General features: G+C 71.3%; 15 protein-coding genes and 1 tRNA gene. 8 read left to right on the forward strand and 8 right to left on the reverse strand.

From position 1 onward, the window contains the following. Positions 1–24: 24 nt before the first annotated feature. Genes ABZZ17_RS06845 through ABZZ17_RS06855 form a run of 3 tightly spaced genes read left to right on the forward strand, consistent with a single transcriptional unit; the run spans position 25 to position 1,281 of the window. Positions 25–861 (forward strand): helix-turn-helix transcriptional regulator, encoded by an 837-nt coding sequence (locus ABZZ17_RS06845; protein ID WP_356872789.1) that lies wholly within the window; start codon positions 25–27, stop codon positions 859–861. Continuing rightward, positions 858–1,052, forward strand: coding sequence for a DUF397 domain-containing protein (locus ABZZ17_RS06850; protein WP_356872791.1), 195 nt, complete (start codon positions 858–860; stop codon positions 1,050–1,052). Before ABZZ17_RS06845 ends, ABZZ17_RS06850 begins: the two co-directional genes overlap by 4 nt. A 34-nt stretch (positions 1,053–1,086) precedes the next feature. Then, positions 1,087–1,281 (forward strand): DUF397 domain-containing protein, encoded by a 195-nt coding sequence (locus ABZZ17_RS06855; protein ID WP_356872793.1) that lies wholly within the window; start codon positions 1,087–1,089, stop codon positions 1,279–1,281. Between the two features lie 226 nt (positions 1,282–1,507). Here ABZZ17_RS06855 and ABZZ17_RS06860 read toward each other — a convergent pair whose 3' ends face one another. From ABZZ17_RS06860 to ABZZ17_RS06880, 5 genes are all read right to left on the reverse strand, one after another. Continuing rightward, positions 1,508–1,804: a hypothetical protein gene (locus tag ABZZ17_RS06860; RefSeq protein WP_356872795.1), complete on the reverse strand. Its 297-nt coding sequence runs from the start codon at positions 1,802–1,804 to the stop codon at positions 1,508–1,510. After that, positions 1,801–2,646, reverse strand: coding sequence for an MBL fold metallo-hydrolase (locus ABZZ17_RS06865; RefSeq protein WP_356872797.1), 846 nt, complete (start codon positions 2,644–2,646; stop codon positions 1,801–1,803). The genes ABZZ17_RS06860 and ABZZ17_RS06865 overlap by 4 nt, the downstream gene beginning before the upstream one ends. Further along, positions 2,643–3,557, reverse strand: coding sequence for an NUDIX hydrolase (locus tag ABZZ17_RS06870; protein ID WP_356872799.1), 915 nt, complete (start codon positions 3,555–3,557; stop codon positions 2,643–2,645). The genes ABZZ17_RS06865 and ABZZ17_RS06870 overlap by 4 nt, the downstream gene beginning before the upstream one ends. 191 nt (positions 3,558–3,748) lie before the next feature. Further along, complete coding sequence (locus ABZZ17_RS06875) at positions 3,749–4,222, reverse strand: RidA family protein (RefSeq protein ID WP_356872801.1); 474 nt, start codon at positions 4,220–4,222, stop codon at positions 3,749–3,751. After that, positions 4,219–4,380, reverse strand: coding sequence for a DUF4177 domain-containing protein (locus ABZZ17_RS06880; RefSeq protein ID WP_007264966.1), 162 nt, complete (start codon positions 4,378–4,380; stop codon positions 4,219–4,221). Before ABZZ17_RS06880 ends, ABZZ17_RS06875 begins: the two co-directional genes overlap by 4 nt. A gap of 72 nt (positions 4,381–4,452) precedes the next feature. On the opposite strand from ABZZ17_RS06880, the gene ABZZ17_RS06885 reads away from it, so the two are divergent. Both ABZZ17_RS06885 and ABZZ17_RS06890 read left to right on the forward strand, forming a co-directional pair. Further along, positions 4,453–5,439 (forward strand): ArsA-related P-loop ATPase, encoded by a 987-nt coding sequence (locus tag ABZZ17_RS06885; RefSeq protein ID WP_356872803.1) that lies wholly within the window; start codon positions 4,453–4,455, stop codon positions 5,437–5,439. Then, on the forward strand, positions 5,436–6,668 hold the full coding sequence (locus ABZZ17_RS06890; protein ID WP_356872805.1) for an ArsA family ATPase: 1,233 nt from the start codon (positions 5,436–5,438) through the stop codon (positions 6,666–6,668). Before ABZZ17_RS06885 ends, ABZZ17_RS06890 begins: the two co-directional genes overlap by 4 nt. 35 nt (positions 6,669–6,703) lie before the next feature. Here ABZZ17_RS06890 and ABZZ17_RS06895 read toward each other — a convergent pair whose 3' ends face one another. Continuing rightward, positions 6,704–7,054, reverse strand: coding sequence for a WhiB family transcriptional regulator (locus tag ABZZ17_RS06895; RefSeq protein ID WP_030299276.1), 351 nt, complete (start codon positions 7,052–7,054; stop codon positions 6,704–6,706). A 396-nt stretch (positions 7,055–7,450) separates the two neighbouring features. Here ABZZ17_RS06895 and ABZZ17_RS06900 point away from each other — a divergent pair, with 396 nt between their 5' ends. Then, positions 7,451–9,811, forward strand: a complete 2,361-nt coding sequence (locus ABZZ17_RS06900) for a transglycosylase domain-containing protein (RefSeq protein WP_356872807.1) — start codon at positions 7,451–7,453, stop codon at positions 9,809–9,811. Positions 9,812–9,880: 69 nt separating this feature from the next. Here ABZZ17_RS06900 and ABZZ17_RS06905 read toward each other — a convergent pair whose 3' ends face one another. Further along, positions 9,881–10,342, reverse strand: coding sequence for a GatB/YqeY domain-containing protein (locus tag ABZZ17_RS06905; RefSeq protein ID WP_356872809.1), 462 nt, complete (start codon positions 10,340–10,342; stop codon positions 9,881–9,883). Between the two features lie 69 nt (positions 10,343–10,411). On the opposite strand from ABZZ17_RS06905, the gene ABZZ17_RS06910 reads away from it, so the two are divergent. Both ABZZ17_RS06910 and ABZZ17_RS06915 read left to right on the forward strand, forming a co-directional pair. Further along, the gene (locus tag ABZZ17_RS06910) at positions 10,412–11,350 is read left to right on the forward strand and encodes a metallophosphoesterase (protein WP_356872811.1); all 939 of its coding nucleotides are present in this window, start codon (positions 10,412–10,414) and stop codon (positions 11,348–11,350) included. Positions 11,351–11,466: 116 nt separating this feature from the next. Then, positions 11,467–11,540: transfer RNA gene (locus tag ABZZ17_RS06915), tRNA-Pro, on the forward strand. Between the two features lie 140 nt (positions 11,541–11,680). Here ABZZ17_RS06915 and ABZZ17_RS06920 read toward each other — a convergent pair. Beyond that, positions 11,681–13,948 carry a pyridoxal-phosphate dependent enzyme gene (locus tag ABZZ17_RS06920; RefSeq protein WP_356872813.1) on the reverse strand — a complete coding sequence of 756 codons (2,268 nt, stop codon included), beginning with the start codon at positions 13,946–13,948 and terminating at the stop codon, positions 11,681–11,683. Positions 13,949–13,950 lie beyond the last annotated feature (2 nt).

Here is a 13,950-nt window from a genome sequence, read left to right on the forward strand (position 1 = left end):
GAACGGAAGATTGGTCAGGAGCCCTTGAACCGCAAGGAGTTGAATCCCGAGCGCGGGCCCCAGGCGGCCTTCGGGGCGCGTTTACGCAGCTGGCGGGAGGAGCGGGGCTGGACGCAGGAGGCCCTGGGTGGACGGCTGGGGTACTCCAGTACGCACGTCTCGGCAGTCGAAACTGGACGGAAAGTGCCGACTTTGCGTTTCTCGCGCAGTGCCGATGAGGTCTTCGGCACCGGGCAGAGCGAGAAGTCGTTCGAGCGCGAATGGCGCGAGATCCGGCACGGCGTACTGCTGGAGGGCTTCCCGGAGTTCCTCGGGTACGAGAGCCGGGCGGTCGAGATCCGCCTGTACGAGGTGGGCGTCATACCGGGGCTGCTCCAGACGCCGGAGTACGCGACCGTGCTCGCCGAAAGCGCCGTCAAGCGGGGCGCCATCACCGCCGATCACGCGGCCGAGCGGATCGGCGTCGTCGCGGACCGGCAGGCCGTACTGCTGCGCACCCCTCCGCCGCTGATCCTCGCGGTACTCGACGAGAGCTGCATCCGTCGGCCCCTCGGCGGACCCGCCCTGATGCGGGACCAGTTCACGCGACTGCTCGAATTCGCCGAACTGCCGAACACGGTGCTCCAGGTCGCGCCGTTCGACATGGGGGAGCGGCGGCCGTTCAACCTGCCGCTCTACATCCTGACGCTGCCCGATCGCTCGATCATGTCCTACGCCGAATCCGCCCAACGGGGCCATCTGGAGCGGGACAACAACTCAGTGGTGCCCATGCTGACGGCCTACCATCAGCTCCAGGCCGAGGCATGCACCCAGGCGGCATCGGTAGCCATGATCGATCAGCTACGAAAGGGCACCTCGTGACGACCGAATCCCCCCGCTGGTTCACGTCCTCCTACAGCGACAACGGCGGCGCCTGCGTCGAGGTCGCCACCAACCTCGTCGCCTCGCGCGGTGTCGTCCCGGTCCGGGACTCCAAGCGCGACGACAGCCCCGTGCTCGGCTTCGCCGCCGCCGCGTTCTCCGCGTTCGTGGACGGCGTCAAGGCCGGCTGACCTCCCGCACCATCGGGCTACGAAAGGGCACTCCGTGATGACCGAACTGCCCCGCTGGTTCACGTCCTCCTACAGCGAAAACGGCGGCCAGTGCGTCGAGGTCGCCACCAACCTCGTCGCCTCGCGCGGGATCGTCCCCGTCCGGGACTCCAAGCGTGATGACAGCCCCGTGCTCGGCTTCGCCGCCGCCGCGTTCTCCGCGTTCGTGGACGGCGTCAAGGCCGGCTGACCGTCCCGGCCGGAACCCCGGGCGGGACGCCCGGGGTTCCGGAAGAGACGGCCTAGGGCCTGTCGTCAAACTCCCGTCTGCCCCGCGACGCCTGGCACGCGCTCTCGCCGCACCGGGCGAAAGCCAAGTACGTCCAGTACGCGGGCTTCCGCCCGGCGCACCGAGAGCACGCACCAGACGCCGCAGGGCCGCCCTCCGGGCGACGACGGGAGTTTGACGACAGGCCCTAGCGCCGCGTCAGGTCGAGGGACTCGACGGCCTGCTTGGCTTCGAGGAGGCCCGCGCCGGTGATGGCGCGGTAGAGCTTGACGGCCGAGACGGTGCGGCCGTCGCGCATCAGGGCGCGCACCTCGTCCAGCCGGGCCGGCTCCGGCTCCTCGATGCCGAAGTGGTCCAGGACCAGCCCCAGCCGGCGCTCCAGCCGGTCGGCCTTGTCCTCCAGGGCCCTGACCCGCAGGGTCACGGTCGAGGTGATCCAGCCGGCGGCGGCGAGCACGGCGAGCAGTACGTAGAGCGTGTTCATTCGGGCCCCCCGGGGATCAGCCCGTGCTCCTGAAGGTATTCGAGCTGCGCCCGGACGGACCATTCCGCCGCCGGCCACAGGGAACGGTCCACGTCGGCGTAGACCCGGGCGACGACGGCCTCGGGGGTGACCAGGCCGTCCTCCACCGCGGTCTCGACCTGGGCGAGCCGGTGCGCACGGTGGGCCAGGTAGAACTCGACGGCCCCCTGGGCGTCCTCCAGGACCGGACCGTGGCCCGGGAGCACGGTGTGGACCCCGTCGTCGACGGTGAGGGAGCGCAGGCGGCGCAGGGAGTCCAGGTAGTCCCCGAGGCGGCCGTCGGGATGGGCGACGACGGTCGTACCGCGGCCCAGGACGGTGTCGCCGGTCAGGACGGCCCGGTCGGCGGGCAGGTGGAAGCAGAGCGAGTCGGAGGTATGGCCGGGGGTGCCCACCACCCGCAGTTCCAGACCGCCGGTGCGGATCACGTTCCCGGCGGCCAGTCCCTCGTCGCCCAGGCGCAGGGCGGGATCGAGGGCGCGTACTTTCGTCCGGGTCAGCTCGGCGAACCGGCCGGCGCCCTCGGCGTGGTCGGGGTGGCCGTGGGTGAGGAGGGTCAGCGCGATCCGCTTGCCGGCCTGCTCGGCGGCGGCGATGACGGCCCGCAGGTGCGTCTCGTCCAGCGGTCCGGGGTCGATGACGACGGCCAGCTCGGAGTCCGGTTCGGATACGAGCCAGGTGTTGGTGCCGTCCAGGGTCATGGCCGAGGCGTTGGGGGCCAGGATGTTGACGGCGCGGGTGGTGGCGGGCCCGGAGGAGACCACTCCGCGGGGCTGGCCGGGCAGGGCTGCGGCGTCGGTCATGCGGGGCCTCCGGGACGTGCGGAGCGGACGCGCTTGGTGAACTCGTCGTGGCCCGGCCAGCTGAGCACCACTTCCCCGTCCTCCAGGGCGGCCCGGGCGAGCACGGGGGTCAGGTCCTGCGCGGCGGCGCCCGCGAGCGCGTCCGCGGCGCTCCCGTACGGCTCCAGCGAGCGCAGGGTGGAGATGGTGGGCGGCATCATCAGCAGCTCGCCCTTGTCGTACCCGGCGGCCGCGTCGGCGGGGCGGATCCAGACGGTCCGGTCGGCCTCGGTGGAGGCGTTGCGGGTGCGCTGGCCCTCCGGGAGGGCGGCGACGAAGAACCAGGTGTCGTAGCGGCGGGGCTCGAACTCCGGGGTGATCCAGCGGGCCCAGGCCCCGAGCAGGTCGGAGCGCAGCAGCAGGCCGCGCCGGTCGAGGAACTCGGCGAAGGACAGTTCGCGGGCCACGAGGGCCTGCCGGTCGGCCTCCCAGTCGTCCCCGGTGGTGTCTCCGACGACGGTGTCCGCGGTCTCGCCCGCGAGCAGGACCCCGGCCTCCTCGAAGGTCTCGCGGACGGCCCCGCACACGATGGCCTGGGCGGAGGCGGCGTCGGTGCCGAGGCGTGCGGCCCACGCGTCCTGGTCCGGGCCGGCCCAGCCGGTGCGGTGGTCCTCGTCGCGGGGGTCGACCCCGCCGCCCGGGTAGGCGTACGCGCCTCCGGCGAAGGCCATGGAGGTGCGGCGGCGGAGCATGTGCACGGCCGGTCCGGCGGGGGTGTCACGGAGCAGCATCACCGTGGCGGCGCGTTTGGGCGCGACCGGGGTGAGGGAGCCGTCCGCGAGCGCGCGGATCCGGTCGGGCCACTCCGGGGGGTACCACTGGCCCCCGGCGGGCTGGCTGGGCGACGACTGACCGTGCTGACCATTCGGCATGGCCGGATGCTACGGCCATCCGGCCCGATGTTCGAGGGGCACCCGCTGTGACCTGCCCCGACGGCGGAAGCGGAAGGCGCCGGGCGGAGGTGACGACTGCGCGGTCCGGCCCGCGCCCGGCCGCGCCGGACGGGGTCCTGGCGGGGCCGGGCGGGACGGAAACGGACAGGGAGGGAAGGGTGCGCGGCGCGTCAGGCGCCCGCGACCAGCTCCACCTGGAACTCGACCTCGACGGGGGCGTCGAGCGGGAGGACCGCCACGCCGACCGCGCTGCGGGCGTGGACGCCCTTCTCGCCGAGGACCTCGCCCAGCAGCTCGCTCGCGCCGTTCAGCACGCCCGGCTGGCCGGTGAAGTCGGGGGCGGAGGCGATGAAGCCGACGACCTTGACGACCCGGGCGATCTTGTCGAGGTCACCGACCACGGACTTGACGGCGGCCAGGGCGTTCAGCGCGCAGGTCGCGGCGAGCTCCTTGGCCTGCTCCGCGGAGACCTCGGCCCCGACCTTGCCGGTGACCGGCAGGCTGCCCTTGACCATCGGCAGCTGGCCCGCCGTGTACACGTAGGCACCCGAGCGCACGGCCGGCTGGTAGGTGGCCAGCGGCGGAACGACCTCCGGCAGGGTCAGGCCGAGCTCGGCCAGCCTCGCCTCGACGACGCCGCTCATGCCTTCTCCCGCTTGAGGTAGGCGACGAGCTGCTCGGGGTTGTTCGGGCCGGGCACGACCTGGACGAGCTCCCAGCCGTCCTCGCCCCAGGTGTCCAGGATCTGCTTGGTGGCGTGGACCAGCAGGGGGACCGTCGCGTATTCGAACTTCTTGGTCATGGGGGCGAGCGTAATGCCTGTCGTGCGGGCCTCATGCGCGGCCCGGGAACCGAGTCGTTAGGCTCGGACGCTGTGAGCAGGCTCCAGGTGGTCAGCGGCAAGGGCGGCACCGGCAAGACCACGGTCGCCGCGGCACTCGCGCTCGCCCTCGCACGCGAGGGCAGGCGGACTCTTCTCGTGGAGGTCGAGGGCAGGCAGGGCATCGCACAGCTATTCGGCACGGAAGCGCTCCCCTACGAGGAGCGGAAGATCGCCGTCGCGCCCGGCGGGGGCGGGGGCGAGGTGTACGCGCTCGCCATCGACGCCGAACGGGCGCTGCTGGACTACCTCCAGATGTTCTACAAGCTGGGCTCGGCCGGGCGCGCGCTCAAGAAGCTCGGCGCGATCGATTTCGCGACGACCATCGCACCCGGTCTGCGGGACGTGCTGCTGACCGGCAAGGCGTGCGAGGCCGTGCGGCGCAAGGACAAGGCCGGCCGGTTCGTCTACGACCACGTGATCATGGACGCCCCGCCGACCGGGCGGATCACCCGCTTCCTGAACGTCAACGACGAGGTCGCGGGGCTCGCCCGGTTCGGGCCGATCCACAACCAGGCGCAGGCCGTCATGAAGGTGCTCAAGTCCCCGGAGACGGCCGTGCACCTGGTGACGCTGCTGGAGGAGATGCCGGTCCAGGAGACCGCCGACGGCATCGCGGAACTCCGGGAGGCGGGGCTTCCGGTGGGCCGCGTCGTCGTCAACATGGTGCGCCCGCACCACTTGGACGAGGAGACCCTGCGCGCGGCCGCGGGCGAGCACCGCGGGGAGATCGCGCAGGCCCTGTCCCGGGCGGGGCTGGGCGGGGCGCGCCGGGGCGGGCTGGCCGAGCGGCTGGTGGAGCCGCTGCTCGCGCAGGCCGCGGAGCACGCGAGCCGCGTCCGCCTGGAGCGGGAGCAGCGCGCGGTACTGGCGGGGCTGGACGTGCCGGCGTACGAACTCCCCCTGCTGGGCTCGGGGATGGAGCTGGCCGGGCTGTACGAGCTGGCCTCGGAGCTGCGCAAGCAGGCGGACGCCGAATGAGCGAGGGTGGGGACGACATGGGCCTGGACACTCCGCCGGAACTGGCGGTCGACGCGCTGCTGGACGATCCGGAGACCCGGATCATCGTGTGCTGCGGCGCGGGCGGGGTCGGCAAGACCACCACCGCCGCGGCGCTCGGCGTACGGGCGGCCGAACGCGGCCGCAAGGCGGTCGTGCTGACCATCGACCCGGCCCGCAGGCTGGCCCAGTCGATGGGGATCGACTCGCTGGACAACACCCCGCGCCGGGTCCCCGTGGACGGGGGGACGGGCGAACTGCACGCCATGATGCTGGACATGAAGCGGACCTTCGACGAGATCGTCGAGGCGCACGCGGACGGCGAGCGGGCGCGGGCGATCCTGGCGAACCCCTTCTACCAGTCCCTGTCGGCCGGGTTCGCGGGCACGCAGGAGTACATGGCGATGGAGAAGCTGGGCCAGCTGCGGGCGCAGGACGACTGGGACCTGATCATCGTGGACACCCCGCCGAGCCGGTCCGCGCTGGACTTCCTCGACGCGCCGAAGCGCCTCGGGTCCTTCCTGGACGGGAAGTTCATCCGGGTGCTGATGGCTCCGGCGAAGGTCGGCGGCCGCGCCGGCATGAAGTTCCTCAACGTCGGCATGTCGCTGATGACGGGCACGCTGAGCAAGCTGATGGGCGCCTCGCTGCTGAAGGACGTACAGACCTTCGTGGCCGCGATGGACACGATGTTCGGCGGGTTCCGCACGCGGGCGGACGCGACGTTCCGGCTGCTCCAGGCGCCCGGTACGGCCTTCCTCGTGGTCGCCGCCCCGGAGCCGGACGCCCTGCGCGAGGCGGCGTACTTCGTGGAGCGGCTCGCGGCCGAACGGATGCCGCTGGCCGGTCTGGTGCTGAACCGGGTCCACGGCAGCGGGGCCGGCCGGCTCTCCGCGGAACGGGCCCTGGCCGCCGCAGAGAATCTTGAAGAAGGCGGCATTGTCGATCAGGAGTCCGGGAAAGCTCGACTTCGTGACGCCGCCGACGACGGCTCCCCCGACGTGGACGAGATCACGGCAGGACTGTTGCGCCTGCATGCCGAACGGATGCAGGTGATCGCGCGCGAACGACGCACACGCGATCGCTTCACCTCGCTGCACCCCGAAGTGGCGGTGACCGAAGTGGCCGCCCTGCCCGGCGATGTGCACGACCTCGCCGGGCTGCGGGCCATCGGAGAGCGCCTCGCGGCCGGGGTGCCGGCCGGAGCGTAGGCGTCGGCGTGCGTACGACGTGGCGCCCGGGTGATCTACCCGGCTGCCGCGTACGTCTCGTACGGAACGTCGATCTCCGCGTCGACATCCACGGTGAGGATGCCCGTACTGCGTTCGTACTCCGTGCGGGCCGTTTCGAGCAGCCGTCGCCACGAGGTGACGGTGGGACGCCGGCGCAGCAGCGCACGTCGTTCCCGCTCGGTCATTCCGCCCCACACTCCGAACTCGACACGATTGTCGAGCGCGTCGGCCAGGCACTCGGTCCGCACCGGACATCCGGTGCACACCGCCTTGGCCCTGTTCTGTGCCGCTCCTTGAACGAACAGTTCATCCGGATCGGTAGTGCGGCAGGCTGCCTGCGCACTCCAGTCGGTAACCCAGCCCATCCCGGCGCCGTCCTCTCCCGAATCGAGGCTCCCCCACGGCGGTAGCGGCATATTCACCGCTGCCAGTTGAGGACGTTACGGAAGGCGAGCACAGTGCAACACCCCCGACGGGCCCAATCTTGAATGGTCCGAACGGACTATGGGTAAGCGGCAGATCACCCGACGGAGTGATCCGGCGACATGCCCGGCCATTCCGGCGATTCGGGTGAAATCGGGGGCTGCCGGTAAGCGGCCGTCAGAGGGAAGGGCGAGATTCGGACATGTGTCCACCCCATTCGGGAAGGGTGAAATTCAAGCCGAGGGGTTGATGTCGCACCACACTGCTGTGACAGTTGGGGTCAGCTTAGGCCAAGGCATTCGCGCGTGTCCGGCGAATGAGAACGTAGGCTGCCCCTCATGGGAAAGAAGCGCTCGGGCGGCGGGCTCACCGGGCCACAGCAGGCCGCCAAGTTCCTCGGGGTGTCCGTTCTCTCGGGAGTCGTACTCGCCGGCATCGCGATCCCGGGCGCCGGCGCGCTGGGACTCGCGGCCAAGGGCACGGTCGAGGGTTTCGACGAGATCCCGGCCAATCTCAAGACACCTCCGCTGAGCCAGCGCACCACGATTCTGGACTCGGAGGGTGGCCTGATCGCCACCGTCTATTCACGTGACCGGCAGGTCGTCCCCCTGACGTCGATCTCCCCGTACATGCAGAAGGCGATCGTCGCCATCGAGGACTCGCGCTTCTACGAGCACGGCGCGGTCGACCTCAAGGGCATCCTGCGCGCGGTGAACCGCAACGCGCAGGAGGGCGGAGCGGCGCAGGGCGCCTCGACGCTGACGCAGCAGTACGTGAAGAACGTGTTCGTCGAGGAAGCCGGCGACGACGAGACGAAGGTGCGCGAGGCCCAGGAGAAGAGCCTCGGCCGCAAGATCCGCGAGCTCAAGTACTCGATCCAGGTCGAGGAGGAGCTCGGGAAGAAGAAGATCCTCGAGAACTACCTCAACATCACCTACTTCGGCCAGCAGGCCTACGGCATCGAATCGGCGGCGCAGCGCTACTTCAGCAAGCCCGCCAAGGACCTCACCATGGACGAGTCGGCGCTGCTGGCCGGCCTGGTGCAGTCGCCGAGCCGGTACGACCCGGTCAACGACGCGCAGGAGGCGATGAAGCGCCGCAACACCGTCCTCCAGCGGATGGCCGACATGAAGGACATCTCGCAGGCCGAGGCGGAGGAGGCGAAGAAGAAGCCGGTCCAGCTGAAGGTGACCCGGCCGAAGAACGGCTGCATCACCGCGGTCAAGGGCGCGGGCTTCTTCTGCGACTACGTGCGCAACACCTTCCTGTCAGACCCGGTGTTCGGCAAGACGCGCGAGGAGCGGGCGAAGATCTGGAACCAGGGCGGTCTGACCGTCCGCACGACCCTGGACCCGCAGTCGCAGGAGTCCGCGAACGCCTCGATCAAGGACCACGTCAACGAGGACGACACGATCGCCACGGCCGTCACCATGATCCAGCCGGGCACCGGCCGGGTCCTGGCGATGGGCCAGTCGAAGCCGTACGGCTTCGGGAAGAACGAGACGCAGATCAACTACTCCGTGGACAAGCGGATGGGCGGCTCCAACTTCGGCTTCCAGGTCGGCTCCACGTTCAAGCCGTTCATCGCGGCCGCGGCCATCGAGCAGGGCATGGCGCCCACCAAGGTCTACTCCGCACCCAACAAGATCGACTACCCGAGCCCGATCCCCAAGTGCGACGGCAGCCAGTGGGTGAACCTGCCCGAGGGCAAGAAGAAGCTCGCGACCGCCGAGAACGAGACCGAGGACGAGGTCGGTCCGTACGCGCTGAGGACGGCGATGGAGAAGTCCATCAACACGTACTTCGTGCAGATGATCGGCGAGATCGGGCTCTGCCCGGTGACCGAGATGACGCAGAAGCTCGGCGTGGTCCCGGCCGACGGTTCGAAGCTGCCCGAGGCCCCCTCCATCGCGCTCGGCTCCGCCGAACTGTCGCCGCTGACGATGGCCAACGCGTACGCGACCTTCGCCAACCGGGGCACGTACTGCACCCCGATCGCCCTGGAGTCGATCACCGACGCCCACGGCAAGGCCCTCGCGGTGCCGAAGACCAAGTGCGAGCGGGCGATGAGCCAGGACACCGCCGACACGATCAACACCCTGCTGCGCGGCGTGGTCGACTCGGGTACCGGTGAGAAGGCCGGTCTGAGCGACCGCGACAACGCGGGCAAGACCGGTACGACGGACTCCCGCTACAACGCCTGGTTCGTCGGCTACACCCCGAACATGTCCGGCGCGGTGTGGGTCGGCTCGGGCGGCGCGAAGAAGATCTCGATGGAGGACATCACCATCGGCGGTCAGTACTACCCGAAGGTCTTCGGTGGCGGACTGCCCGGCCCGATCTGGCGGGACGCGGTGTCCGGCGCCCTGTCCGGCCGCGAGGCCCCCGGCTTCACCACGGTCAGCATCCCGGAGCCGCAGGTTCCGAGCGGCGGCAACGGCAACAACGGCGGCCGGGGCAACGCGAACGGCGGCAACGGGGGCAACCCCAACCCGCCCGTCCCGAACAAGCCCGGCAAGCCGAACAAGCCCGGCGGTGACGGCAAGCCCGGCGGGCGGCCCGGCGGCACGACGGCCGCAGGAGCCACCGGCGGCGCGGCCGCCACGGGCGGCACCGGCGGCACGGGCGACACGCCCACCCCGCCGTTCGGCGGGATCACCGGGGAGCCCGGCCTGATCGGCGGCCGGGACGACCAGTAGGACGCGCACGAAGAAGGGGAGGGCCCCGGCCGGATCATCCGGCCGGGGCCCTCCCCTTTGCTCCGACGGTTACGAGAGCCGGCGCTTCACGGCGGCGGCCACGCGGCCGCCCTCCGCCAGGCCCGCCACCTTCGGGTTCACGATCTTCATGACGGCGCCCATGGCCCGCGGCCCCTCGGCACCCGCCGCCTTGGCCTCCTCGACCGCCTGCGCCACGATCGCGTCGAGCTCGTCGTCGCCCAGCTGCTTGGGCAGGTACGCGTCGAGGAACTCGCCCTCCGCGGTCTCCCGCGCGGCCTGCTCGGCGCGGCCGCCCTGCGCGAAGGCCTCCGCGGCCTCGCGGCGCTTCTTCGCCTCCTTCGCGATCACCTTGAGGACTTCGTCGTCGGAGAGCACGCGCGCTTCCTTGCCCGCGACCTCCTGGTTGGTGATGGCGGAAAGGGTCAGGCGCAGCGTCGACGAAGCGAGCTCGTCGCGTGCCCGGATGGCGTTGGTGAGGTCTTCCTGGAGCTTGGCCTTGAGCGTGGTCATGCCCATGAGTCTGCCAGGTGCGGGGGCGGTGGCGCCCGCCGGTTTATCGCGTCTGCGACGATAGGGGGCATGCGCGCGCGTTACGGAGTCCCCCTGAAGGTCACTGCCTCGATCGCCGCGGTGGGGGCCGCCGGAGTGGCCTATGCCGCCGGATTCGAGGCCCGTTCCTTCCGGCTGCGCCGGGTCACCGTGCCCGTGCTCCCGCAGGGGATGCGGCCGTTGCGCGTCCTCCAGGTCTCCGACATCCACATGGTCGGCGGGCAGCGCAAGAAGCGCGCCTGGCTTCAGTCCCTGGCCGGCCTGCGCCCCGACTTCGTCGTGAACACCGGAGACAACCTCTCCGACACGGAGGGCGTGCCCGAGGTGCTCGACGCGCTGGGCCCGCTGATGGACTTCCCCGGCGTGTACGTCTTCGGGTCGAACGACTACTACGGGCCGCGGCTGCGCAACCCCGGCCGCTACCTGATCGAGAAGGCGCAGGGCCGGCACGGGCTCAACGGCAACAAGCCGGTCGTCGGCGCGGTCCACAACCCGTGGGAGGAGATGCGGGACGCCTTCGACGCGGCGGGCTGGCTGAACCTCACCAACACCCGGGCCCGGCTGAAGCTGGACGGGCTGGAGCTCGCCTTCACCGGCCTCGACGACCCGCACATCAAGCGGGACCGCTACGAGCGGGTCGCGGGCGGGCCCGAGACGGACGCGGACTTCTCGATGGCCGTCGTGCACGCCCCGTACCTGCGGGTGCTCGAATCCTTCACCGCCGACCGGTACCCGCTGATCCTCGCCGGCCACACGCACGGCGGACAGCTGTGCATCCCCTTCTACGGGGCCCTGGTCACCAACTGCGACCTGGACACGAAGCGGGTGAAGGGCCTGTCGACGTACGAGACGGACGGCGAGCGCTCCTACCTGCACGTCTCGGCGGGCTGCGGCACCAACCGCTTCACCCCGGTCCGCTTCGCCTGCCCGCCGGAGGCGACCCTCCTGACCCTGACGCCGAAGGCGTAGGAGCACCCTCCGCCCGCGCCTGGCCCCGGCCCCCGCGAAACCGGATTTCGCCTCAGCGCGAGGGTCCGCTAAAGTAATCGATGTCGCCACGGAGGAAAGCCGCCCGAAGCGACGATCGGGGTGTAGCGCAGCTTGGCAGCGCGCTTCGTTCGGGACGAAGAGGTCGTGGGTTCAAATCCCGCCACCCCGACGCTGTAGTACCAGGTCAGGCCACCTACTTTCGAAGTAGGTGGCCTGACCTGTTTTCGTTGGCCCCAGGGGTGCGGGGGTTAACTGCCCTGGGGGCAGGGGCCTGGTGCGGGGGAGGGACCAGGCCCCTGGTCGGTGGGGTCAGGCCTCCGTGGGGGTGATCCGGATGGCGAGGGCGGTCAGGGCCGCGTCCAGGGACGCGGTCACGGCGGTGGTGTCGGGGCCGGTGGCGATCACGTGGCCCAGCCGGTCGTAGGCGTTCTCGGCCGGCCGTACGGGGGCGCCGTCCGCGGCGGTGACCGTGACGCGGGTGACGCCCGCGACCGCGCGGGCGGCCTCCGTGCCCTCGACGGCCCGCAGCGTTCCCCGGGCCTCGGCGAGCAGGAAGCGGATGCCGGCCGAGGCGGTGTGGCGCGGTTCCAGGTCGAGCGGGGTGCCGGTCGCGGCCCGCAGCTGCTGTTCCAGCAGGTCGGTGCCGGTGGCCCGGCGGATCGCCTCCGGGATCATGCCGCCCGCGAGGCGCGGGTTGATCTCCACCACGGCGACACCGCCGCCCTCGGTCACCTTGACCTCCGTGTGGGTCGGGCCGAGCTCCCATCCGATGGCCTTGAGGGCGCTGCTCACCACCCCGGCGATCTCGCCGGCCGCCGCCGCGCTGAGGGGGGCGGGGAAGAGGTGCCCGGTCTCCACGAAGTACGGGCCGGCCGTGACCTGCTTGGCGGTGACGCCGACCGTGGTGGCGACGCCGTCGTGGCTGAACACCTCGACGCTGTACTCGGGCCCGTCGAGGTACTCCTCCAGCAGGACGGTCCGCGCGGTCGGCAGGCCCCGTACGTTCGTCTCCACCGCGAGGATGCCCCGGGCGTGCGCGGCGGCCTCCTCGGCGGTGGCGCACAGCAGCACGTTGTTCGAGCCCGAGTCGTCGGCGGGCTTCACCACGCACGGCAGGCCCACGGCGCGGACCGCGTCCGCGAGGTCCGCCGGGTCGGTGAGGACCGCGTACCGGGGCTGCGGAACGCCCGCGTCGCGCAACACCCCGCGCATCGTGGCCTTGTTGCGGCAGGCGGCGACGGCGGACGCCGGGTTGCCCGGCAGGCCCAGCCAGTCGGCCAGTTCGGCCACCGCGGGGACGTAGAAGTCGCTGGTCGTGGTCACGCCGGCCAGTTCTTCGCGCGGGTAGCGCTGCTGGATGACGGACCGCAGTTCGGAGAGGGAGTTGGTGTCGCAGACCAGGATCTCGGCGCCGGTCTCGTCGAGGCCCGCGTAGCGTTCCGGCTTGCCGGTCAGCAGGACCGGGACGAAGCCGAGCTCGCGCGCCGTGGACAGCGCGATCATGCCGGTGCCGGTGGTGTTGGACTCGACGAACAGCAGCCGGCGGGGCCGTTCGGCGGGCTGCCGGACCTCGCTGCGGGACCACTGGCTGACCGGGGTCCCGTAGACGACGGGGGTCGGCCGCGAGGCCAGCGGGAGGTCGGCGACGCGGTGTTCGGCCCAGTACTCGTCGCTGTACACGGTGTCGGTGTAGCGGTCGCCGCGGTCCGGGAAGATGCCGACGATGCGGCTGCCCGGCTCGGCGCGGCGGGCCACGTCGGCGAGGACCCGGTAGACCGATCCGGAGGTGTTGCCGGCGAAGATCTGCTGGTCGGCGGCGAGGTCCCGGGCGGCCACGAACGCCTCGCGGTCGTTCAGCCAGTGCACCTCGTCGATGACGGAGCGGTCGAGGTTGTGCGGGAACAGGCTGTTGCCGAGGCCGCTCTGGAGGCGCTTGGGTACGTCCGGCTGGTCGAAGAGGGCACTGCCGACGCAGTCCACGCCGACCGCCCGCAGCCGCGGCAGGTGCCGGCGCAGGGCCCGGGTGCTTCCGCAGAGGGAGCCGCCGCTGCCCACCGCGCCGACCAGCACGTCCACGGTGCCGAGGTCGCGGAGCAGTTCGTCGGCGAGGATCCGGTAGGCGCGCGGGTTGTCGGGGTTGGTGTACTGCCGCGGCCAGAACGCGCCGGGGAGTTCGCGCATCAGCTCGTAGAGGCGCTCCAGGCGGGCGCCCTGCCAGCCCTGGTCGGTCATCTTGGGGACGATGTGGACCTCGGCGCCGAGGGACTTCAGCTTCGCCAGGGTCATGGGGTCGATGCGGGGGTCGGTGACGATGTGCACCGGGTGTCCCAGGGAGCGGCCCACGAGGGCGGCGCCGAGGGCCATCGTGCCGGACGAACTCTCCACGATCGGGGCGCCGGGCAGGAGCGTGCCGATGCGCCGTGCTTCCTCGATGGCGCTCTTCGCGACGCGGTCCTTCATGCCGAAGGGGTTGGCGAGCTCCAGCTTCGCGTACACCTCGGTGCCCTCCGGCACGTCCAGCCGGAGCCGTACGAGCGGAGTGTGCCCGACCATGTCGTAGACGGTTTGAAAGAGCATCT

This window comes from Streptomyces sp. NPDC006512, from assembly GCF_040611935.1.
Classification (GTDB): domain Bacteria; phylum Actinomycetota; class Actinomycetes; order Streptomycetales; family Streptomycetaceae; genus Streptomyces.